Raw genomic sequence first — 21237 nt, 5'->3', positions numbered from 1 at the left:
TGAGTTTTCACTACATATCATGGTGCATTGCAACTATAGATGATCGTCTAAAGCATCTCCGACACCAGATCGGCAAGAAGATTAAAAGTGTGACTTCGAGAAGAGCTAGGACGCCAAATTAAGCCAATCTCTCGATAAGCTTGCTGGCCTGGAGGATCGATCACCACAAGATTCTGGTTTTCTAATAATCCATGTTCAATCGCCATTTGTGGAATAAAGGTTGTTCCCAGACCATTGGCAACCATCTGTACCAGAGTATGTAAGCTCGTTGCGGTGAACGGATTGATCTTCTCTTTATCGGTCAGCTTGCAGGCAGAAACGGCGTGCTCAGTTAAGCAATGCTCATTCTCCAATAGGAACACCGATTCATCCGGCAAATCTGCGTATTTAATTGGGACACGAATACCATCGGCTTGGTTTCGACTGATCACCATGCGAAAAGCATCGCGGCCAACTATACGGCTTTGCATGTTTCCAATATCCATTGGCAGGGCAAGGATCAGAACATCTAACTCTCCGTTACGCAGACTCTGCAACAGATTCGTCGTCGTATCTTCTCTCAACAACAAATGCAGTTTTGGATAACGAATGTTGACTTCTTGAACCAGATCCACCAGCAAAAACGGAGCTATCGTAGGAATGCAGCCCAATCTCAGTTGCCCTTCCATCGCATCGGTTTGGCACAGCTTACCCACTTCGACCAAATCCTGTCCTTTGGCGAGAAGTTCCCTTCCTCTTTTCACAACTTGCTCCCCAGCAAGGGTAAAAACTAATGGGCTTTTCTTATCTTTCTTTTCATACAATGGGCAACCAATCAGTTCTTCTAGGTTTTGAATACCTTTGCTCAAGGTTGACTGACTGACGAAGCAACGCAGTGCAGCTTCACTAAAATGACGGGTTTCGTGTAGCGTTACTAAGTAATGCAGCTGTTTTAAACTTGGCCATTTATTCATATTAGATATTAGTCTGTTACGTAATTCGGTTAAGGAAATTCAGTTCGAGTTTATTATCGCTTTTTTCGATTAAGTTAATCTATTTAATTCGCTTTTTTCTATTTAAGAAAATGTACTATAGTTTGTCACGTACATACATGGACAAAGCTGACAACAATGAGAGTCGGCTTAACATAATTTAATGCTTAGGAGCAAAAAAATGGTACTAGTAGGTCGTCAAGCCCCTGATTTTACTGCAGCAGCAGTACTTGGTAACGGTGAAATCGTTGATACATTCAACTTCAAAGAATTCACTAAAGGTAAGAAAGCAGTAGTATTCTTCTACCCTCTAGATTTCACTTTCGTTTGCCCATCAGAATTGATCGCATTCGACAAGCGTTTCGAAGACTTCCAAGCTAAAGGCGTTGAAGTTATCGGTGTTTCTATCGATTCACAATTCTCTCACAACGCATGGCGTAACACTGCTATCGCTGATGGCGGTATCGGTCAAGTTAAATACCCTCTAGTTGCTGACGTTAAGCACGAAATCGTTAAAGCTTACGACGTTGAGCACCCAGAAGCAGGCGTTGCTTTCCGTGGTTCTTTCCTAATCGACGAAGACGGTCTAGTACGTCACCAAGTCGTTAACGACCTACCACTAGGCCGTAACATCGACGAAATGCTACGTATGGTTGACGCTCTAAACTTCCACCAAAAACACGGTGAAGTATGTCCAGCGCAATGGGAAGAAGGTAAAGCAGGTATGGACGCATCTCCAAAAGGTGTTGCTGCATTCCTATCTGAGCACTCAGACGACCTAGGTAAAAAATAATCACTTCTTAGCCCGCGCTCAACTCGGGTTAACGGTTGGACAATATATAAAGCGATAACGCACCGCCAATCAGTTAAGAAGTAAAGTCTTTTAAAAGCTCAAAGCATCTGCTTTGAGCTTTTTTATTGGGCAGAAGATCGCTTAAGCATTAGATAAAATCTCCGCTGATTGATATACACTTACCTGCAAATAAAACAGCGGTAAGCCCATCATGAACTACAACGTTGAAGTTTGTATCGACAACTTAGAATCCCTGCATTTAGCCATTGAAGGCGGTGCTAACCGTATCGAACTGTGCTCTTCTCTAGCACTCGGTGGACTCACGCCAAGTTTTGGTATGATGAAGCAAGCGGCAAAATTATCGACGATTCCTGTCTACGCCATGATACGCCCACGACAAGGCGATTTTCTTTATGATGAAGATGACGTCGAATCCATGCTTTACGATATTGATGCTGCTGCTGAAGCAGGTTTACAAGGTATTGTGTTTGGCATTCTGACAGCTGAAGGCAGCATCGACATGAATAAATGCGCACGCATTGTTAATCACGCTAAGCTCAACGGATTAGGCGTCACTTTTCACCGCGCAATTGACCAATGCCATGACCATCATCAAGCGCTAGAAAACATTATTGAGCTGGGATGTGAGCGAGTACTCACCTCAGGGCTAGCGAGTAATGCATTAGAGGGGGCAGATGTCATCGCAGAAATGGTGCAATTAGCGAAGGGACGTGTATCAATAATGGCGGGAGCAGGTCTATCGAGTGAAAACGTAGAAGCGATTGTGACTCAAACTTTGGTAAAAGAAGTTCACCTATCGGGTAAATCAACCCGAACAAGTCACATGAAGCTGGTAGCGAACGCCGCGAAAATGGGTAATCAGAACCTCGATGACTTCATCGTCCCTGTGACAGATCCAGAAGCCATTCGCAAAGTAGCGAACATTATAAAATCACTTTAGTTTTGGCTATGAGTGTTTTGATAAAGAGCGTTCAGTTTTAACGAAGAGCATCATCAATAGACTGTTCGCCCAAGTGGCGAACGTCTTTGCCTTTAACAAAGTAAATGATGTATTCACAGATGTTTTGGCAACGATCCCCCACACGCTCGATAGCACGGGCAGACCACATGACTTGCAGAATATGCGGAATGTTCTTCGGGTCTTCCATCATATAAGTCATCAGCTGGCGTATCACAGCTTCATACTCTTTATCTAGCTTGTCATCTAGCTTATACACTTCCGCAGCTGCTTCCACATCCATACGGGCAAAAGCGTCCAGTACTTTATGTAACATCGCCACAGCACTGCGACACAACGGTTCTAAGGAAACTTGAAACTGAGTCTCTTTTGAAGACGGGCTCTCAATTGCTACGTATGCCATTTTAGTCGCCACATCACCGATGCGTTCAAGATCGGTAATGGTTTTAATGATTGCCATGATCAAACGTAAGTCTTTTGCTGCGGGCTGACGTTTAGCAATAATGCGGGTACAAGCTTCATCGATAGAAACTTCCATCGCATTCACTTTGTGATCATCACGCACCACTTTTCTTGCGAGATCAATATCCTGCTTATTCACCGCTTGCATCGCATATGACAGCTGCTGCTCAACCAGTCCGCCCATGGTTAATACATGCGTACGAATAGATTCAAGCTCAACGTTGAATTGACCAGAAATATGACGACCTAGCTGCATGATGGATCCTTAACTCGCAGAGTTCTTTTGTATTACAAAGGTTGTTCTAAACAAATCTTTCAAGAAAATCGTTTTTGGCTTAACCGTATCGACCAGTAATGTAGTCTTCGGTTTTCTTTTTCAATGGCGAAGTAAAAATAGAGTCAGTATCTGAGTACTCGATCAATTTTCCCATATGAATGAAGGCTGTATGGTCACTCACCCTCGCCGCTTGTTGCATATTGTGGGTCACAATCACAACCGTATATTTGGTTTTGAGCTCGTGGATCAACTCTTCGATGGTCAGTGTCGAAATCGGATCAAGCGCCGAGGTTGGTTCATCAAGCAGAAGCACTTCAGGTTCAATAGCGATAGCACGGGCAATGACTAAACGTTGCTGCTGACCGCCAGACAAACCAAAAGCATTTTCATGCAGACGATGTTTCACTTCATCCCACAGAGCCGCTGCACGCAGTGAGCGCTCAACCGCATCATCTAAGGTACGACTGTTCTTTATTCCCTGTAAACGTAGACCGTAAACGACGTTCTCGTAAATAGATTTAGGAAACGGATTCGGGCGCTGAAACACCATCCCTACACGGCGTCTGAGAGTGGCAACATCCACATCCGGATGATAAACGTTTTTGCCATGTAGCTTGATTTCACCCTCAACACGACAGGCTTCCACTAAATCGTTCATGCGATTAATACAGCGCAGTAATGTCGATTTACCACATCCCGAAGGGCCGATAAATGCCGTCACTTGTCCTTTAGGAATACGCATAGAGATATCGCTCAACGCTTTTGCCTGACCATAGAACAAACTCAAGCCCTCAATAGAAATTGAGGTTTGCTGATCAGTTAAATTGTTTACGTCTAACGGAGCCTGATAGCCCAAAGTTTGATTAACAGAAAACATGCTTAATCTTGTCCTAAAGTACGATATTTCTCGCGCAAATTATTACGAATGCTAATGGCGGTTAAGTTCAAAGCCACAATGACCGTTACAAGTAAAAATGATGTCGCGTACACCAACGGTCGCGCGGTTTCGATGTTGGTAGTCTGGAAACCCACATCGTAAATATGAAAACCTAAATGCATAAACTTACGTTCCAGATGAACATAAGGGAACTCGGCATCCACTGGCAAGCTTGAAGCAATTTTCACTACCCCCACCAGCATTAATGGCGCAACCTCTCCGGCAGCACGAGCTATCGCTAATATCAATCCTGTAATCATAGCAGGGCTAGCCATAGGCAAGACAATTCGCCAGATTGTTTCGAACTGAGTTGCTCCTAAAGCTAGTGAACCATGGCGTACTGAGTTAGGAATTCGAGTTAAACCTTCTTCTGTCGTCACAATCACCACAGGCAACGTCAGAACAGCTAGTGTGAGTGCTGACCATAACAAACCCGGCGTACCAAACGTAGGAGCAGGCAGTCGCTCTGCGTAGAACAAGCTATCGATCGATGAACCTATGGTGTAAACAAAGAAACCCAAACCAAATACGCCGTATACGATAGAAGGTACACCAGCTAAGTTGATAACCGCGACCCGAATAATACGAGTAAAGGTATTATCTTTCGCATATTCATGAAGATATATCGCTGCCACTACTCCCAAAGGCATCACGATAACCGACATCAGCAACACCAGAAACACCGTGCCAAAAATGGCAGGAAACACACCACCTTCAGAATTCGATTCACGGGGGTTCTCTGACAAGAACGCCCAGACCTGCTTCGACCACTGTGTAAGCTTCTCCAACGTATTCATATCGTTGGGATACCAAATATCCAAAATATGGCTAACCGGAATACGTACTTTCGCTCCAGTCATATCCTCAACAATGACAGTTTGCAGACCTAGTTGCTTTCTCAGCAAATCAAGATGTTCTTCCGCTTGTTTTCGCTTACCATCCAGCACTTGTCTTTGTTGCAGGTAATTAGCCTGATAGTCATCGGTTAACTTGCCATTTAGCTCAAGACGTCGCCTTTCCAGTCGCAGCTTTTCAGAAGCAGTACTGATGACACGAATCTCTTGCTCAATCACTGTGTCTATCTGAGAACGCAAAGTGGTAACTTCTTGCAAACCACGTTCTAGAAGCATTGAGATATAGGAGCTGACCTGACCATCTGCTTTTTCAAAACCAACAGGCTTACCAAAAAACTGTCCGTCACGAGTACGTTCGATGACTGCCCAGCCACTTGGTTTTTCTGGCTCAGAAACATTGTCAGCTAATAGTGAGATGAAATCGGCCTGATACAACTCTCGGTTGGCGACTTTAATACTTAATCGCTCAGTGGTTCCCTCTTCCAATGCTTCTGGAGAGAGCGCAATCTTCATCTCTTTTAAGTGACTCACAGGCACACTTTCAGAAGCATACAACTGCCCAACAATCACCTTATTAGGCTCAGTTAAGCTATGCCATTGATACAATGGCGCAGGCCAGAAGTAGGTTAACCCTTTCCAACCGATCAATAGCAATAGACCCAGTACTGAGATCAAACTTAGGCTCACCGCACCACCGGTCAGCCATATCCAAGGAGAGCCTGATTTAAACCACTTCAATAACGACATTTAGCTATCCAACCCATTACAGTGAACGATAACGCGCACGAAGGCGCTGACGAACCCATTCAGCAATGGAGTTCACTGCAAATGTAAATACAAACAGAAGTAATGCAGCCAAGAACAGAATTCTAAAATGCGAACTGCCGACTTCTGATTCAGGAAGTTCTACGGCTATAGTTGCTGATAAGGTGCGCATTCCTTCCAATATATTCCAGTCCATAATCGGTGTGTTACCTGTCGCCATTAAGACGATCATCGTTTCACCCACCGCGCGACCTAACCCCATCATAATGGCGGAGAAAATACCTGGGCTCGCTGTCAACAACACGACGTTCATTAATGTCTGCCAAGCAGTTGCACCCAATGCTAACGAACCATCTGATAAATGTTTTGGCACTGAGAAAATGGCATCTTCTGCAATGGTAAATATGGTTGGGATCACCGCAAACCCCATAGCAAAACCAACCACCAGCGCATTTCGTTGGTCGAAGTCGATACCGTGTGAAGCAAGAAGTAATCGGACATCACCATCAAATAACCACATCTCAATTTCGTTGGTTAACGACAATATCAAGGCAACAAAGACAATCAGACAAGGGATGAGAATCAACGAATGCCAACCATTGGCTTTTCGAACCATTGAGCGCGGCAACCAAGCCCAAGCAAGACCAATCAGAAAGATAGCAACAGGAAGCAAAACAAACAGAGCGGTTATTGATGCTAAGTTCGCCTCAACAATAGGCGCAAACCACAAACCAGCAAGAAAGCCGATAATTACCGTCGGCAGCGCTTCCATAAGCTCAACCGTTGGTTTCACTATTCGGCGCATTTTCGGTGCCATAAAGTAAGCGGTATAGATTGCACCTAAAACAGCAATAGGGACAGCAAACAACATGGCATAAAAGGCGGCTTTCAAGGTACCAAATGCAATAGGAACTAAGCTGAATTTGGCTTCAAAATCATCACCGCCTGACGTTGACTGCCAGACATATTGAGGCTCAGGGTAGCTTTCGTACCACACTTTCTGCCATAACGATGAAAACGACACTTCCGGATAACCGTTATCCACTTCCGCTACACTGATTTTTCCATCAGAGTACGTTGCTAAGTAGCGCTCATTGTCTGACATCGCAGCTAAAGTCGGCGCTTTTGAGTAAGCACGTTCAAAGATCACCAGCTTTTCACTGGTGGTGTAGTGACTTTGTACCGAACCATTTTTGTAGAAACTGTAAAAACCTTTACGGTAGGTATCTGGCAGTAGCATGGTCATTTCAGAAGCCAGTTTAAACTCGCGAATATGCGTTAACTTACGCTCGCCCTCTTGAATATCCGCAGAGTGCAAAACATCAAACCATTGAGAGACCAAACCGTCACTGTGGGAAACTAATACCGAATGAGCGCCAGATAAAAGTGTAATAGCCGTTACCTGATGTTTGCGATCACCCAAACTTAAATCAACCACTTCGCGCACGCTAAAAGACATTCCCTCTCGCTGAGCAACGACAAGATCGGAACCAGAACGAATGAATAGCGTTTTTGCGTCTGGCGTTAATAACAGTTGGTCAACGTTGCTAAATTCCGTAGGGAAAAGAAACTCGCCTTGCAGTTTCTGCTCTGAAACATCAACCCAGCGAACTATCACGGAATGATCGCTGAGATAACTCGCAAACAGGGTTTCATCATCGGTCACGGTGAAACTGAATTTTTCAACAGCGACTCCCTGAGGAGCAAGTTTAAAGTTTTTCGGCAATGGCAGATGTTCGAGTTCAGGCGTAAAACCACGACCTTGTTTGGTCATTGAGTAGAGAAATTGAGGGCGAACGACAACAACATTTTTCTCACTATCAGACATTGCGAACCAACCGGAATCTCTCGCTGCCGTAGCAAACACTGTTGGCTTAATCTTCAAGTGCTCTAGCCAAATAGGAGAGCTTTTTTCATGATTCAACAACCAAAACTCAGCGCTTGCATCTTTGTCACTCTCGTTTAAGCGAACAATAAAAGCGCGTTCACCGTATTCATCGATAGCCAGATACTGAGGAGCGGAAGCGGAAATAGGCTGGCTGGCAAAGTTTGGTAGCAGCTTGGCATCAGAAAACAGAGGCAGAACGACCATTGCAAGATAGACAAAAATAAGTACCAAAGCACCTAGCACACTCACGCCACCGCATGTCACTGCAAGACGAACCAAACGATCTTTGATTAATCGTTTCTGATCTCGTTCTCTCAATGAAAAAGTGCTTTGAACCATTTAAAAATCTACCTATTCTGCCAGAATGCTTATACCCAAGTGACCTCAAGATGCATGATTCAGAGCTACATCAATGAGTTCAGTTCAAGAAAAATAACTGAAAAAATGGATTCCCTTTCGAAGTTATTTGACGCAGAAATGGGCTCATTGATGAGCTCCCAAGGGCGAGTTTTATTCGCTCCTATGCTGCGTTACGACTTCTCTACGTAGAATGCTATGTATTCGAAGCCGTGCCTTGCCTATGAGCGAATAAATTCTCGCTGAATATGCATCTAGGGGTTACTTGGGTATATTATGTCGTTTAGGTGACAATTATATTACAAAGCGCATTAAACAACTGAAAATAAAACAACTCTAAGAATAAAAATACTCACTGCAATAAAAACGTCACATTAGAGCAATATTTTGCATACGTTAACGCCTCGCGTTAACAGCTGTAAGTTATAACGTCAAACGATCAGTCAGTAGGTGTATCATGAGTACGGATAAGCTGTATATCGACAAGGAATTAAGTTGGCTTTCATTCAACGAGCGCGTATTACAAGAAGCCGCAGATAAAACCGTACCTCTTATCGAAAGAATTCGATTTTTAGGCATATTTTCCAACAATTTAGATGAGTTTTATAAAGTGCGATTTGCTGATGTAAAACGCATGATCCTCATCAATCGTGAACGTGGTGGCAGTGATGAATCCAAACATCTGCTGTCGCAAATGCAAACCAAAGCCTACAAGCTCAATCAAGACTTTGATCAGCTCTACAGTGATCTGATCTTAGAAATGGCGAGAAGGCGGATTTTTCTGGTAAATGAAACCCAGCTTGATGAAACTCAACAACGCTGGATCACCAAATATTTCCAAAAAGATGTCCTTCCCCATATCACCCCCCTTCTGATGCGCGACGATATTGACGTTCTTCAGTTCCTCAAAGATGAATACGCATACATCACCGTTGAGTTGAAAAAGGGCGAAAGCAGCCAGTACGCTCTGATAGAAATCCCAACCGATCATCTGCCTCGCTTTGTTATGGTGCCGGAGCAAAAAGGCAAACGTCGTAAAACCATCATCTTGCTTGATAACATTATCCGTTACTGCCTCGAGAGTATTTTCCAAGGCTTTTTCGATTACGACAGCATTGCTGGCTACTCGATGAAAATGACGCGAGATGCAGAATACGACTTGGGTCATGAAGTGGAATACAGCTTACTTGAGCAAATGTCTGAAGGTTTAAGCCAGCGCTTGACTGCAATGCCAGTGCGTTTTGTCTATGAACGTGAAATGCCAGAAACCATGTTGCGGTTCTTATGTGACAAGCTGAAAATTTCACACTACGACAGCTTGCTGCCGGGTAGCCGTTACCACAACTTCAAAGACTTTATTGGCTTTCCAAACTTTGGTCGCGACTATCTAGAAAACAAACCACTACCGCCACTTAGTTGTGCAGACTTCGACGGTTACCCAAACTCATTTGAGGCGATCAAAGCCAAAGATATTCTACTTCACTACCCGTATCACAGCTTCGACCACATTACTGAGCTGGTGAGACAAGCCTCTTTCGATCCGAAAGTCATCAGTATCAAAATTAACGTTTATCGCGTGGCGAAAGATTCACGTTTAATGAACTCGCTCATTGATGCGGTCCATAACGGCAAGCGAGTAGTCGTAGTGGTTGAGCTTCAAGCTCGATTCGATGAAGAAGCCAATATTGAATGGTCACGAATTCTAACTGAAGCTGGCGTACACGTTATCTTTGGTACTCCGGGTATGAAGATTCACGCCAAATTATTGCTTATCACACGTAAAGAAGAAGATGCATTTGTCCGCTATGCACACATCGGTACAGGTAACTTCCATGAGAAAACTGCGCGTATCTATACGGACTTCTCTCTGCTCACTGCTGATGAGGAATTGACGACCGAAGTTCGCAGCGTTTTCAACTACATTGAAAGCCCATTCCGCCCAGTTAAATTTAACCATTTGATTGTCTCACCACGAAACTCACGAACTCGCTTATACCGTTTGATTGACAGCGAAATCGCTAATGCTCGTGCAGGAAAAAAAGCAGCTATCACAATTAAGCTAAATAACCTTGTCGACAAAGGATTAATCAACAAACTTTATGGAGCAAGTGCTGCTGGGGTGAAAATCAGGATGATCATCCGTGGTATGTGCTCATTAGTTCCGGGGGTAGAAGGCGTGAGTGACAACATCGAAGTCATCAGTATCGTTGACCGATTCTTGGAACACCCGCGCGTATTTATGACCCACAATGATGGTGACCCGCAAATCTATATCTCTTCAGCAGACTGGATGACACGTAATATCGATTACCGTATCGAAGTGACCACTCCTATCCGCGATGAGCGTTTGAAGAAAAAAATCATCGATATATTAAACATTCAGTTTACAGATACGGTAAAAGCGCGTGTTATAGACAAAGAGATGAGTAACAGCTACGTAAAACGTGGCAATCGCAAAAAAATACGTTCTCAAATAGCGATTTATGACTATCTTAAAAATGTAGAAAAACAAACACGTAAACAAGGGGCTATCGCCCATCAAGAGTAAGTTACCGCCTATGAACCAACCCATTTCAAGCCGTGAAATTGCCGCCATTGATTTAGGCTCAAACAGTTTCCATATGGTAGTTGCGAAAGTCGTCGATCAAGATTTGCAACTTATTAGCCGTCATAAGCAGCGCGTACGCTTAGCATCTGGGTTGGATTCTCTCGGTAATCTTGATAATCCATCGATTGAACGCGGACTTGAATGTTTAGCGATGTTCGCCGAACGAATTCAGGGATTTGAACCAGACAATGTTCGTATTGCAGCGACTCATACACTGCGTCGCGCAAACAATGCCCATATCTTTATTCAAAGAGCTCGTGAGGTGATGCCTTTTCCTATCGAGATCATTCCCGGTAGCGAAGAAGCTCGTCTGATATATCTCGGTGTCGCTCATACTCAGCCACAATCTGATTCTATGTTAGTGGTGGATATTGGTGGTGGCAGCACCGAAATGATCATAGGTAAAGGGTTTGAAGCAGAGCTGGTCAACAGCAAGCAAATGGGCTGTGTCAGTTACACCCACCAGTATTTTGCCAACGGAAAACTGTCGAAGAAAAACTTCGCACAAGCCATCTTAGCCGCCGAGCAAAAATTGGAATCCATTGCCTCCAAGTATCGTAAAAAAGGCTGGCAAAGTGCATTTGGTTCATCTGGCACTATTAAAGCGATTCATGAAGTTCTGATCGGTTTAGGCGACGAAGACGGCATCATCACACCGGATCGCTTGAACAAGCTGATCGACAAACTGTGTGAATGGAACAAGATTGACGATATTGATTTACCGACTCTGACTGAAGATCGTAAACCTGTATTTGCTGCGGGTGTCGCTATCTTGTCAGCAATATTTAAAGATCTGCATATCAAAGAAATGTTCTTTTCAGACGGCGCATTGCGTGAAGGTCTGCTTTACGAAATGGAAGATCGTTTTAAGTATTCCGACATTCGTCTGCGCACCACTGAGAACCTTGCAGCTAAACACTTAGTAGACCTAGAGCATGCCGCTCAAGTGAAAGGATACGCCCGTGATTTTCTCGACAATGTCTCTTCTGAACTTGGCTTAAAAGCGGGTAGCGAATTGTTTGACCTATTGGAATGGAGCGCATTGCTGCACGAAGTAGGTTTAAGCATCAGCTTGCAAGCTTTCCATCGTCACTCGGCTTACATCCTGCGTCATACCAACATGCCGGGCTTTAACAGTGAACAACAGCTAGTACTCTCAACCTTAGCTCGCTTTCAACGCAAAGCACTAAAACTCAATGAGATGAATGACTTCTCACTGTTCAAGAAAAAGCACATCACGGGTCTGATACGTGTATTGCGCTTGGCTATCTTAGTCAACGGTCAGCGCAATGACGATGCGTTACCAGAGCTCACATTAAGTGCTAAAGATGATGAATGGACATTAAGCTGCGTTGATAAAGACTGGCTGGAAAACAACAAACTATTGCATGCGGATTTGCTGACAGAGCAAGAATACTGGAGTGCAGTCGGTTGGGATTTGAAGTTCTAATTTTATCCGTTCATTAACCCGTGCATTAAAAAGCCTCGCATTTCGTCGAGGCTTTTTTGTCCGTTACTCTATACCGACTTTTTTCAGCTCTTGGCTGGCAATTTCAGCGGAGATCGGAACATATCCATCTTTAGCCACAAGGCTTTGACCTTGCTTGGAGAAGATAAAGCGAATGAACTCTCTTTGAATCGGTGTTAACTCACGCACCGGATTTTTGTTCACATAGACAAACAGGTAACGAGAAAGTGGATACTGACCTGACAGAATGTTTTCGTGCGTCGGCATGACGTAATCGCTACCTGATTTCGCAATTGGCAACAGCTTAACACCAGACACCTGATAACCAACACCCGAGTAACCAATGGTATTGATTGATGATGCCACTGACTGAACTACCGAAGCTGAACCCGGCTGCTCATTCACGTTGCGCTTGAAGTCACCACTACAAAGGGCGTTCTGTTTAAAGTATCCATAAGTACCGGATACTGAATTTCGCCCGAACATCTGGATACCACGTTTCGCCCAGTCGTAACTTAGCCCTAAATCCTGCCAAGTTTTCGAAGACTTAGTCGCTCCGCAGCGCAGTGTTTCAGAAAAGATACTGTCCAACTGACTGAAGTTCAGTCCTTCAATAGGGTTATCACGATGAACAAACACACCAATCGCATCGATAGCGACTCGCAGTTCTGTCGGTTTATAACCAAAAGCACGTTCAAACGCTTCGACTTCACGCATACGCATAGGTCGACTCATTGGTCCAAACTGCGCGGTACCTTCCGTTAGCGCCGGAGGAGCGGTTGCAGAGCCTGAAGCCTGCACCTGAGAGTCTACGTTTGGATATAGCGTTTGAAATTCTTCAACCCAGAGCGTTGTCATGCCTGCGAGCGTGTCTGAGCCTACCGACAACAAACTGCCAGCAACTCCAGATGTTTTCGTATAGTCCTGTAGCCCGTCAACCGCAGAAGCCGTCTGACAAAGTAACAAGGACGCAGCAATACCAAACTGACTCAGCTTATTCATCGCACAACCAAACGTTTTGGCAACACAAAGGAGAACTTACTTCCTTTGCCAACTTCACTTTCAATATCGAGGTGTGAATCATGATGCGACAGAGCATGTTTGACAATAGCCAAACCTAAGCCGCTGCCACCCGTATCGCGGGAACGTGCTTTATCGACTCGGTAAAAACGCTCTGTTAAACGATGTAAGTGTTGTGGCTCGATGCCATCGCCCTTGTCTTCAACTTCTAAACAAGCACCTTGAGGGGTTTGATACCAGCGTACATACACTTCTGCCCCCGGTGGCGTGTATTTCACCGCATTGTAAACAAGGTTCGAAATCGCACTGCGTAACTGATCTTCGTCCGCCAACACTTTGAGATTCTTATCAATTTCAAACGATAGCTTGTGTTCATCACTGCCACTGAGACTGATCGCTTCTTTTTCCAGTATTTCCAGCATATCAGGAACGTTCACCACATCTTCAAGCTCATGCATCGGTGCCGCTTCAATTTTAGACAGAGTTAATAACTGGTTCACCAAACTGTTCATGCGATTTAGCTGTTCGGTCATAACACCGTGTGCTTTCCCCCACATTGGACCTGACAATATCTCAGGATCTTCCGTCATTTCTAAATAGCCTTGTAGCACCGTCATAGGAGTGCGCAGCTCATGAGAAACGTTGGCGAAGAAATTGCGACGCATACCTTCAAGTTGCTTAATCTGAGTGACATCACGAACCACCATCAAATGCTCACCTTCGGTGTAAGGCACGATACGCAGTTCCAGCATACGTTCTACGTTAAGTGGCGAGCGCATTTCCAATGGTTCAGAAAAATCGTCTTTTTGCAGATACTTGATGAAATCCGGTGTGCGGATCAAATTCGAAATCGGTTGACCAGAATCATCTGGCCAGCGGAAGCCAAGTAGATGCTGGGCTAAACGGTTACACCAAACAATGTTGCCTTCGCTACGAAATACTACAACAGCATCCGGTAATGATTCGGCACCGTTACGGAAACGGCGAATGAGATTGGTCAGCTCTTTGCGTTTTTTACGTTGGCGTTGTTGAAGTCGGTATATACCGTTAAACAGGGATTCCCAGTTGCCAGAACCGGAAGGTGGTGTCAGGCGTTTTTCATCCCACAACCATGCAGACAGACGCATCTGATTGTGCAAATGCCAGACAAGCTGAATCGCCGTCGCTGCTAGCAGCAACCACGGCATATATCCAAATATCCAACCAACCACTACCCATGGAAGGTAAAAAAAAGCCAGCTCCCAGGCCAGCTTTTTCCAAGTCAATCGTTCAACCATAATCTCTCGAACTTGATCCTTTAAAGCACTTTATTTTTAAAGACTTTTATTTTTTAAAGACTTTTGGTTTTTAAAGGCTAACGCCATTTAGCCTTATCAGATTTTCCGTTAAGCCTTAACTGAAAAGCGATAGCCTGCACCGCGAACAGTTTGAATCAGCTTATCGTGTCCAGCATCTTCAAGGGCTTTGCGCAGTCGACGAATGTGTACATCAACGGTACGGTCTTCAACATACACGTTAGTACCCCAAACGTTATTTAATAGCTGTTCACGGCTATAAACACGCTCTTGGTGCGTCATAAAGAAATGCAACATTTTAAATTCAGTTGGTCCCATATCGAGCGGGACATCATTCGCTGTCACACGGTGTGAAACTGGGTCTAGTTTCAAACCTTGTACATCAATCAACTCTTCTAATGCTGTTGGTGTTACTCGGCGGATCACCGCTTTCAAACGAGCAACAAGCTCTTTAGGTGAGAATGGTTTGGTGATGTAATCATCAGCGCCCACTTCTAAGCCGCGAACTTTATCTTCTTCTTCACCACGAGCAGTAAGCATAACAACCGGGATGTTGCGAGTCAGCTCTTCACGCTTCATGTGTTTGATAAAGTTAATGCCACTACCACCAGGTAGCATCCAATCTAGTAGCACAAGATCAGGGAAGGGTTCAGCTAACTTCTCTACCGCAGTGTCGTAATCTTCTGCTTCCACTGCTTGGTAGCCTTTCTGTTCAAGAACAAAGCAAAGCATCTCTCGAATTGGCGCTTCGTCTTCAACAACTAGAATCCTTCTAGACATATTTGAGTAACCTTTATTTTTAATTAACAGTATAACCAAGCGTCATGTGGTCACTTGAGCATATGCATTATGAAAAATGAATATGACACTTTTGTGACTATTGCAAACAATTTTTAATATAAGTTTCTTACCATATTCATGGTTTTATATTACTTAGGCATTTTTACGTTTCAGATAAGACATTGAGGGGGAAATCCCCTATCATGTTGGCCTTTCGAACAAGGAAAAGAAAAGATATGTGGTTTAAAAACTGTATGGCTTATCGTGTTAATCGCGAAGTCAATTTCAACGCCGATCAGCTAGAAAAACAACTTGCAGAATTCCGTTTCACGCCATGTGGTAGCCAAGACAAACAGAAGTTTGGTTGGGTTCATGCACTTGGTAAACATGGCGACATGATGACTCACGTGAGCGACGACCGCATTCTCATCTGCGCTAAGAAAGAAGAAAAAATGCTCCCTGCATCAGTGATTAAAGATTCTCTAAACGAGAAAGTAGCACTGATGGAAGCTGAAGAAGGTCGCCCGCTAAAGAAAACTGAAAAAGACAACATTAAAGATGACATCATTGTTGACCTTCTTCCTCGCGCCTTTAGCCGTAGCCAACTCACTTATGTTCTGATCATGCCAAAAGAAGGTCTGATTCTGGTTGATGCTGGCAGCTATAAGAAAGCGGAAGATGTGCTTGCCCTGCTACGTAAGAGCATGGGTAGCCTGCCAGTAGTACCTGCAATTCCTGAAGTGGCAGTAGAAACGACACTGACTGAGTGGGTGAAAGACGGCAACTTGCCTCAAGGTTTCCAACTGCTTGATGAAGCGGAACTGAAATCTTTCTTAGATGATGGCGCAGTGATTCGTTGTAAGAAACAAGAGCTGACCAGCGATGAAATCCTTAGCCATATTCAAGCGAACAAAGTCGTCACTAAACTCGCCCTAAGCTGGCAAGATCGTTTGAGCTTTGTATTAGCGGAAGATTGCAGCATTAAACGCATTCAGTACAGCGACGAGCTTAAAGATCAAAACGAAGACATTCCTCGCGAAGATCAAGCTGCACGTCTAGATGCTGACTTCTCTCTGCTATGTGGTGAATTCTCAGCATTCTTACCAAACCTATTTGAAGTGCTTGGCGGTCTTCCTAAAGCAGACGCTTAACCTTTCTCTGACTCCGTATTGGCGGAGTCAGTTTTCCCTACTTTTCTTCCGTTTCTATTCTTAATCTTTACTAGGCACAGCTCACGTTTTGACGTAAAATTTGCGCCCCTTCCAATACCATCAGGTGGTATTGGCCTGACTTGTGATCAGATTGAGAAACAAACATGACTACTGAAAACACTTTTGTACCAGAGCTATTGTCTCCAGCGGGTAGCCTAAAGAACATGCGCTACGCATTCGCATACGGCGCTGACGCTGTTTATGCTGGCCAACCTCGTTACAGCCTTCGTGTACGTAACAACGAATTCAACCACGAAAACCTACAGATCGGTATTAACGAAGCCCATGCTCTAGGTAAAAAATTCTACGTGGTATGTAACATTCAACCGCATAACTCTAAGCTAAAAACCTTTATCCGTGACCTTAAGCCAGTTATCGATATGGGTCCTGATGCTCTAATCATGTCTGACCCAGGTCTAATCATGATGGTACGTGAAGCTTTCCCAGAAATGTCTATTCACCTTTCTGTTCAAGCAAACGCGGTTAACTGGGCGACAGTTAAATTCTGGTCTACTCAAGGTGTTGAGCGTGTCATTCTTTCTCGTGAACTGTCTCTAGAAGAGATCGAAGAAATTCGCGAACAGTGCCCAGAAATGGAAATCGAAATTTTCGTACACGGCGCTCTTTGCATGGCTTACTCTGGCCGCTGCCTACTTTCAGGTTACATCAACAAACGTGACCCGAACCAAGGTACTTGTACTAACGCTTGTCGTTGGGAATACAAAGTAGAGAAAGGCAAAGAAGACGAAGCAGGTCAAATCGTAGAAGAATTTGATCCAAATGCTGCGCAAGCAATTGAAGTTCAGGAAGAGCGTCCTGACAACACTCTCGGTTTAGGAAAACCTTCCGATGAAGTTGTACTTCTGTCTGAAGCTCACCGTCCAGAAGAAAAAATGGCGGCATTCGAAGACGAGCACGGCACTTACATCATGAACTCGAAAGACCTGCGTGCTGTTCAACATGTAGAGCGTTTGACTAAGATGGGTGTTCACTCATTGAAGATCGAAGGTCGTACTAAGTCATTCTACTACTGTGCACGTACTGCACAGGTATACCGTAAAGCAATTGATGACGCAGTTGCTGGTAAGCCATTTGATGAGAGCTTGATGAATACTCTGGAAAGCCTAGCTCACCGAGGCTACACAGAAGGTTTCCTACGTCGTCACACTCACGATGCATACCAAAACTACGATTACGGTTACTCAGTATCAGATGCTCAACAATTCGTTGGTGAGTTTACTGGTAAACGCCGTGGTGATATGGCTGAAGTAGAAGTGAAGAACAAATTTATGCTTGGTGACAGCCTAGAGCTTATGACACCAAAAGGTAACGTAATTTTCACTCTTGAAGCAATGGAAAACCGTAAATCAGAAGCGGTTGACGATGCAAAAGGCAACGGTCACTTCGTGTATATTCCAGTGCCTCAAGACATGGATCTAAACTACGCACTACTAATGCGTAACCTGAATGCTGGACAAGATACTCGTAACCCAGTAGGCAAGTAACAATGGCGTTATTGATCACAAAGAAATGCACTAACTGTGATATGTGTGAGCCTGAGTGTCCAAACGGCGCAATCTCTATGGGTGACAACATCTATGAGATTAACCCGAACCTATGCACTGAGTGCAAAGGACACTACGAGAACCCTACATGTCAATCTGTATGCCCAATCACGAACTGTATCGTGACTGACCCAGAGCATATAGAAACGGAAGAAGAGTTGCTTGAGAAGTTTGTGATTATTCAGGGATTAGCGTAATCGCTCTCTAATATAAAAATCGAAGCCCAGTCAATGACTGGGCTTTTTGTTGCGTTCAAGCAGAAAAATTTATCTGATTAAGCTACTTTTCTGCGAGACCTTTGTCATTCAAATAACCAAGCATAAACGGTCTTGATTCGTTACTCAGCTTAGCGGTAATTTGCTCTGACCAACCTTGCTGTTTAGTATTACTTGAACGACTTTGATAGTACTCAATCATTGTCTGATCATACTCAGCTACCGCCTCTTTGTTTAAAGGCTGGTAAGTGTTCTCGTGAACAATCACATCCGCCCCTAAACGTGGCTTAAATTGAGGATCTTGATCAGGATGACCTAAACACATACCGAACAGGACCGCACTGTATTTCGGCAGCCCTAACAACTCATCCACTTGTTTTGGTGAATTACGTAGGCCACCGATGTAAACACCACCTAATCCCATAGATTCTGCAGCCAATAAACAGTTCTGCGCCATGATACCTGAATCGACTGCACCAATCAGTGTCAGTTCCATAAACTCAGGTCTCACATTCGGATTCATCTCATAGTGACGCTGATAATCAATACAGAACACTAAAAACTCAGCGGCTTGAGCGACGTATTGTTGATTACCAGACAACTCAGCTAACTTCTGACGTTTCTCTTTATCCGTCACTCGAATAATAGAAACCACTTGAAGCAGACTTGAGCTGGATGCCGCAATTCCCGATTTAATGATGCTATCCAATTGCTCTGTTGTAATTGGCATGTCTTTAAACGCTCGAATTGAGCGATGGTTTAGGATGGTTTCAATCACGGTGTTCATTTGCTTACACCTTAATAATGCTGAGCATTATCGTAGTAACCCGCAGGATTCAGAGCCGTAAAGATTACCGCTACATTAATATCGTTACCGACAATCTCTTTTACTTGCTCAGTCACAATAGTGGCCACTTTGTCTTGAACCTCCTGACCGCGATCAAACCACAATACCTCAACAAATGGGTAAGCCGCTGACACCTCACCTTCTGCATAGAAAGTGGTATAGATGTATTCGAAAGTAAAATCTGCTCGCGGAGAATTCATCAACGACTGAAGTGAATCCGTTAGAGGTTTAGATAGGTTTTGCACCGTTTGTGGTTCTACAGCGCGGAAACGAAAATGTGGCATAGCTAACTCCTTCTTTTTGAACATCATAACAGCTTCAAAAATAGGGAGCGATAGGAAGTAATGGCTCTATGTAGCAAAGTTAAATATATTAGCCTCGACACTAGAGCCATATCGTCGTTACGCTTTCAGATGTTCACCGAAGAACGTCAAAGTGCGCTCCCAAGCAGTCTCAGCGGCTTCTTCGTTGTAACGCCCCGTAGAGTCATTGTGGAAGCCATGATTCACACCTTTATATACATTTGCTTCATATAGCGCTTTGTTCGCCATCAGCACCTTTTCATAGTCTGCCCACGTCGCATTTACTCGCTCATCAAGTTCAGCAAACTGCAATAAGAGAGGACCTTTAACCTTGCTACGAAGACTTTCAGCAGGCGGAGTTCCATAGAAAGGAACTCCTGCATTGAGTTCGTTTGGCATAGCTGCTGCTAGCATGTTAACCACATAACCACCGAAGCAGAAACCAACTGCCCCTAACTTGCCGGAACTATTAGCATGTGACTTTATGAACATCGCCGCTGCAATAAAGTCTTCTTCAATTTTCGCTTTATCCATACTGCTCTGCATTGCTCGACCATCATCGTCATTGCCTGGATAACCACCTAGTGGGAAAAGAGCATCTGGTGCAAACGCTATATAGCCATTCATAGCAAGACGTCTTGCGACATCTTCAATATAGGGGTTCAGACCTCGGTTTTCGTGTACTACAAGCACAACAGGCGCGGTGCCAGTTAGCTCACGTGGCATAACAAGGTAGCCACGACCTTTGCCGTGGCCTTTTGGAGAATCAAACTCAACATAAGTTGCTTTGATCTTTGAATCATTAAAAGAAACCTGTTCCGCTAGCGCATAATTAGGTAACAAAGCAGAGGTTAAGACAGTCATGCTAAAACCCAATACCGCTAACCCCGACAGGCGTCGCATAAACTCTCGACGGTCGATCAGACCATGCGCATATTCGTCATACCAATCAAATGCTTCTTGTGGGATTTCTCTCGTTTGTTCAATTTGCTCAGTTGCAAGATCCATACGTTCTGTCATGACACTTCCTTATCAATTTAAGAATTGTTCTCGTTATCACACATCAGTGTAGGCGAAATTCGAAACACTATGGAACAATCAAATGAAACAACTTTGTTACAAATAGCAAACAAGATTGACAATAGAGCCCAAAATATACGAACAAAGTATGTGACGTATTGAATTGATTTTTATAATTATTTATCAAGATTCCGGTATAAATATAGGTTCTCTTCAACTTTAAATGTAAAGAACACCGAAATGATAAATGGAAAGTGAAATAAAAATGCCCAAGCCGCATATGAAAAGTTCCAGCATTTCCATTAAGGCTTCTAATAATGACAGGGGTAGAGAGATTCAAACTCTCAACACGCGCTGATTTGAGGTATTGGCGGAATCCGCTGCTCTGCCAATTGGAGGATAGAAAGTAAAATTCATAAAATTGCAGAAGTAAAAAAGCCTCAGTCTTTCGACTGAGGCTTCTAATGATGGCAGGGGTGGAGAGATTCGAACTCCCAACACGCGGATTTGGAATCCGCTGCTCTGCCAATTGGAGCTACACCCCTGCAGTTCGTTTTTAGTGAGACGACTCTCAGAATAAGTGGCGGAGCGGACGGGACTCGAACCCGCGACCCCCGGCGTGA

The 21237-nt window shown here is 44.1% G+C and carries 18 protein-coding genes and 1 tRNA gene; 7 read left to right on the top strand and 12 right to left on the bottom strand.

Annotated features, from left to right (window positions below; genetic code table 11):
• Positions 1-47 precede the first annotated feature (47 nt).
• Positions 48-953 carry a hydrogen peroxide-inducible genes activator gene (locus ACOSVQ_RS00095; RefSeq protein WP_491980581.1) on the bottom strand — a complete coding sequence of 302 codons (906 nt, stop codon included), beginning with the start codon at positions 951-953 and terminating at the stop codon, positions 48-50.
• A 199-nt stretch (positions 954-1152) separates the two neighbouring features.
• On the opposite strand from ACOSVQ_RS00095, the gene ACOSVQ_RS00090 reads away from it, so the two are divergent.
• Both ACOSVQ_RS00090 and ACOSVQ_RS00085 read left to right on the top strand, forming a co-directional pair.
• Positions 1153-1764: a peroxiredoxin C gene (locus ACOSVQ_RS00090; RefSeq protein ID WP_042489622.1), complete on the top strand. Its 612-nt coding sequence runs from the start codon at positions 1153-1155 to the stop codon at positions 1762-1764.
• A 211-nt stretch (positions 1765-1975) separates the two neighbouring features.
• Complete coding sequence (locus ACOSVQ_RS00085) at positions 1976-2725, top strand: copper homeostasis protein CutC (RefSeq protein ID WP_491980580.1); 750 nt, start codon at positions 1976-1978, stop codon at positions 2723-2725.
• A 37-nt stretch (positions 2726-2762) separates the two neighbouring features.
• Here ACOSVQ_RS00085 and phoU read toward each other — a convergent pair whose 3' ends face one another.
• The 4 genes from phoU to ACOSVQ_RS00065 form a co-directional block, all read right to left on the bottom strand.
• Positions 2763-3461 carry a phosphate signaling complex protein PhoU gene (gene phoU, locus ACOSVQ_RS00080; RefSeq protein WP_165310455.1) on the bottom strand — a complete coding sequence of 233 codons (699 nt, stop codon included), beginning with the start codon at positions 3459-3461 and terminating at the stop codon, positions 2763-2765.
• Between the two features lie 79 nt (positions 3462-3540).
• Entirely contained in the window at positions 3541-4359 is an 819-nt protein-coding gene (gene pstB, locus ACOSVQ_RS00075; RefSeq protein ID WP_165310454.1) for a phosphate ABC transporter ATP-binding protein PstB, read from the bottom strand.
• 2 nt (positions 4360-4361) lie between these two features.
• Positions 4362-6020: a phosphate ABC transporter permease PstA gene (gene pstA, locus ACOSVQ_RS00070; protein ID WP_491980579.1), complete on the bottom strand. Its 1659-nt coding sequence runs from the start codon at positions 6018-6020 to the stop codon at positions 4362-4364.
• A gap of 16 nt (positions 6021-6036) precedes the next feature.
• On the bottom strand, positions 6037-8265 hold the full coding sequence (locus ACOSVQ_RS00065) for an ABC transporter permease subunit (protein WP_491980578.1): 2229 nt from the start codon (positions 8263-8265) through the stop codon (positions 6037-6039).
• Between the two features lie 475 nt (positions 8266-8740).
• On the opposite strand from ACOSVQ_RS00065, the gene ppk1 reads away from it, so the two are divergent.
• Positions 8741-10831 (top strand): polyphosphate kinase 1, encoded by a 2091-nt coding sequence (gene ppk1 / locus ACOSVQ_RS00060; RefSeq protein WP_491980577.1) that lies wholly within the window; start codon positions 8741-8743, stop codon positions 10829-10831.
• A 10-nt stretch (positions 10832-10841) separates the two neighbouring features.
• Positions 10842-12341, top strand: coding sequence for an exopolyphosphatase (gene ppx / locus ACOSVQ_RS00055; RefSeq protein WP_491980576.1), 1500 nt, complete (start codon positions 10842-10844; stop codon positions 12339-12341).
• Between the two features lie 63 nt (positions 12342-12404).
• On the opposite strand, the gene ACOSVQ_RS00050 is transcribed toward ppx, so the two are convergent.
• The 3 genes from ACOSVQ_RS00050 to phoB all read right to left on the bottom strand — a co-directional run bounded on the left by ACOSVQ_RS00050 (position 12405) and on the right by phoB (position 15454).
• On the bottom strand, positions 12405-13361 hold the full coding sequence (locus ACOSVQ_RS00050; RefSeq protein WP_491980574.1) for a PstS family phosphate ABC transporter substrate-binding protein: 957 nt from the start codon (positions 13359-13361) through the stop codon (positions 12405-12407).
• Positions 13358-14656: a phosphate regulon sensor histidine kinase PhoR gene (gene phoR / locus ACOSVQ_RS00045; protein WP_491980573.1), complete on the bottom strand. Its 1299-nt coding sequence runs from the start codon at positions 14654-14656 to the stop codon at positions 13358-13360. Before phoR ends, ACOSVQ_RS00050 begins: the two co-directional genes overlap by 4 nt.
• A gap of 108 nt (positions 14657-14764) precedes the next feature.
• Positions 14765-15454 (bottom strand): phosphate regulon transcriptional regulator PhoB, encoded by a 690-nt coding sequence (gene phoB, locus ACOSVQ_RS00040; RefSeq protein ID WP_165310447.1) that lies wholly within the window; start codon positions 15452-15454, stop codon positions 14765-14767.
• Between the two features lie 236 nt (positions 15455-15690).
• Here phoB and rdgC point away from each other — a divergent pair, with 236 nt between their 5' ends.
• The 3 genes from rdgC (at position 15691) to ACOSVQ_RS00025 (ending at position 18427) form a co-directional block, all read left to right on the top strand.
• On the top strand, positions 15691-16605 hold the full coding sequence (gene rdgC / locus ACOSVQ_RS00035) for a recombination-associated protein RdgC (RefSeq protein WP_165310446.1): 915 nt from the start codon (positions 15691-15693) through the stop codon (positions 16603-16605).
• 164 nt (positions 16606-16769) lie between these two features.
• A complete protein-coding gene (gene trhP, locus ACOSVQ_RS00030; RefSeq protein ID WP_165310445.1) occupies positions 16770-18170 on the top strand; it encodes a prephenate-dependent tRNA uridine(34) hydroxylase TrhP in 1401 nt (466 codons plus the stop codon).
• A gap of 2 nt (positions 18171-18172) precedes the next feature.
• On the top strand, positions 18173-18427 hold the full coding sequence (locus ACOSVQ_RS00025; RefSeq protein WP_165310444.1) for a YfhL family 4Fe-4S dicluster ferredoxin: 255 nt from the start codon (positions 18173-18175) through the stop codon (positions 18425-18427).
• A gap of 82 nt (positions 18428-18509) precedes the next feature.
• On the opposite strand, the gene nfsA is transcribed toward ACOSVQ_RS00025, so the two are convergent.
• From nfsA to ACOSVQ_RS00005, 4 genes are all read right to left on the bottom strand, one after another.
• The gene (gene nfsA, locus ACOSVQ_RS00020) at positions 18510-19232 is read right to left on the bottom strand and encodes an oxygen-insensitive NADPH nitroreductase (RefSeq protein ID WP_491980571.1); all 723 of its coding nucleotides are present in this window, start codon (positions 19230-19232) and stop codon (positions 18510-18512) included.
• Between the two features lie 11 nt (positions 19233-19243).
• Entirely contained in the window at positions 19244-19576 is a 333-nt protein-coding gene (locus ACOSVQ_RS00015) for a DUF1904 domain-containing protein (RefSeq protein ID WP_491980570.1), read from the bottom strand.
• Positions 19577-19693: 117 nt separating this feature from the next.
• Positions 19694-20602 (bottom strand): dienelactone hydrolase family protein, encoded by a 909-nt coding sequence (locus tag ACOSVQ_RS00010; RefSeq protein WP_491981102.1) that lies wholly within the window; start codon positions 20600-20602, stop codon positions 19694-19696.
• A gap of 480 nt (positions 20603-21082) precedes the next feature.
• Positions 21083-21159 (bottom strand) — tRNA-Trp (locus ACOSVQ_RS00005).
• Between the last annotated feature and the right edge of the window lie 78 nt (positions 21160-21237).

The sequence above is a fragment of the Vibrio sp. HM8-C genome (assembly GCF_058630515.1).
The sequence above is the reverse complement of the archived record's forward strand: the minus strand, read 5'-3'. Positions and strand labels throughout refer to the sequence as shown.

What these genes read in the sequence shown, in the direction of transcription:
- nfsA (WP_491980571.1), bottom strand. Translation starts at nt 19,232, where the DNA reads ATGAACACCGTGATTGAAACCATCCTAAACCATCGCTCAATTCGAGCG.
- ACOSVQ_RS00050 (WP_491980574.1), bottom strand. Translation starts at nt 13,361, where the DNA reads ATGAATAAGCTGAGTCAGTTTGGTATTGCTGCGTCCTTGTTACTTTGT.
- ACOSVQ_RS00090 (WP_042489622.1), top strand. Translation starts at nt 1,153, where the DNA reads ATGGTACTAGTAGGTCGTCAAGCCCCTGATTTTACTGCAGCAGCAGTA.
- ACOSVQ_RS00065 (WP_491980578.1), bottom strand. Translation starts at nt 8,265, where the DNA reads ATGGTTCAAAGCACTTTTTCATTGAGAGAACGAGATCAGAAACGATTA.
- pstA (WP_491980579.1), bottom strand. Translation starts at nt 6,020, where the DNA reads ATGTCGTTATTGAAGTGGTTTAAATCAGGCTCTCCTTGGATATGGCTG.
- pstB (WP_165310454.1), bottom strand. Translation starts at nt 4,359, where the DNA reads ATGTTTTCTGTTAATCAAACTTTGGGCTATCAGGCTCCGTTAGACGTA.
- ACOSVQ_RS00010 (WP_491981102.1), bottom strand. Translation starts at nt 20,602, where the DNA reads ATGGATCTTGCAACTGAGCAAATTGAACAAACGAGAGAAATCCCACAA.
- ppx (WP_491980576.1), top strand. Translation starts at nt 10,842, where the DNA reads ATGAACCAACCCATTTCAAGCCGTGAAATTGCCGCCATTGATTTAGGC.
- ACOSVQ_RS00095 (WP_491980581.1), bottom strand. Translation starts at nt 953, where the DNA reads ATGAATAAATGGCCAAGTTTAAAACAGCTGCATTACTTAGTAACGCTA.
- phoR (WP_491980573.1), bottom strand. Translation starts at nt 14,656, where the DNA reads ATGGTTGAACGATTGACTTGGAAAAAGCTGGCCTGGGAGCTGGCTTTT.
- ACOSVQ_RS00085 (WP_491980580.1), top strand. Translation starts at nt 1,976, where the DNA reads ATGAACTACAACGTTGAAGTTTGTATCGACAACTTAGAATCCCTGCAT.
- ppk1 (WP_491980577.1), top strand. Translation starts at nt 8,741, where the DNA reads ATGAGTACGGATAAGCTGTATATCGACAAGGAATTAAGTTGGCTTTCA.
- rdgC (WP_165310446.1), top strand. Translation starts at nt 15,691, where the DNA reads ATGTGGTTTAAAAACTGTATGGCTTATCGTGTTAATCGCGAAGTCAAT.
- ACOSVQ_RS00025 (WP_165310444.1), top strand. Translation starts at nt 18,173, where the DNA reads ATGGCGTTATTGATCACAAAGAAATGCACTAACTGTGATATGTGTGAG.
- phoB (WP_165310447.1), bottom strand. Translation starts at nt 15,454, where the DNA reads ATGTCTAGAAGGATTCTAGTTGTTGAAGACGAAGCGCCAATTCGAGAG.
- ACOSVQ_RS00015 (WP_491980570.1), bottom strand. Translation starts at nt 19,576, where the DNA reads ATGCCACATTTTCGTTTCCGCGCTGTAGAACCACAAACGGTGCAAAAC.
- trhP (WP_165310445.1), top strand. Translation starts at nt 16,770, where the DNA reads ATGACTACTGAAAACACTTTTGTACCAGAGCTATTGTCTCCAGCGGGT.
- phoU (WP_165310455.1), bottom strand. Translation starts at nt 3,461, where the DNA reads ATGCAGCTAGGTCGTCATATTTCTGGTCAATTCAACGTTGAGCTTGAA.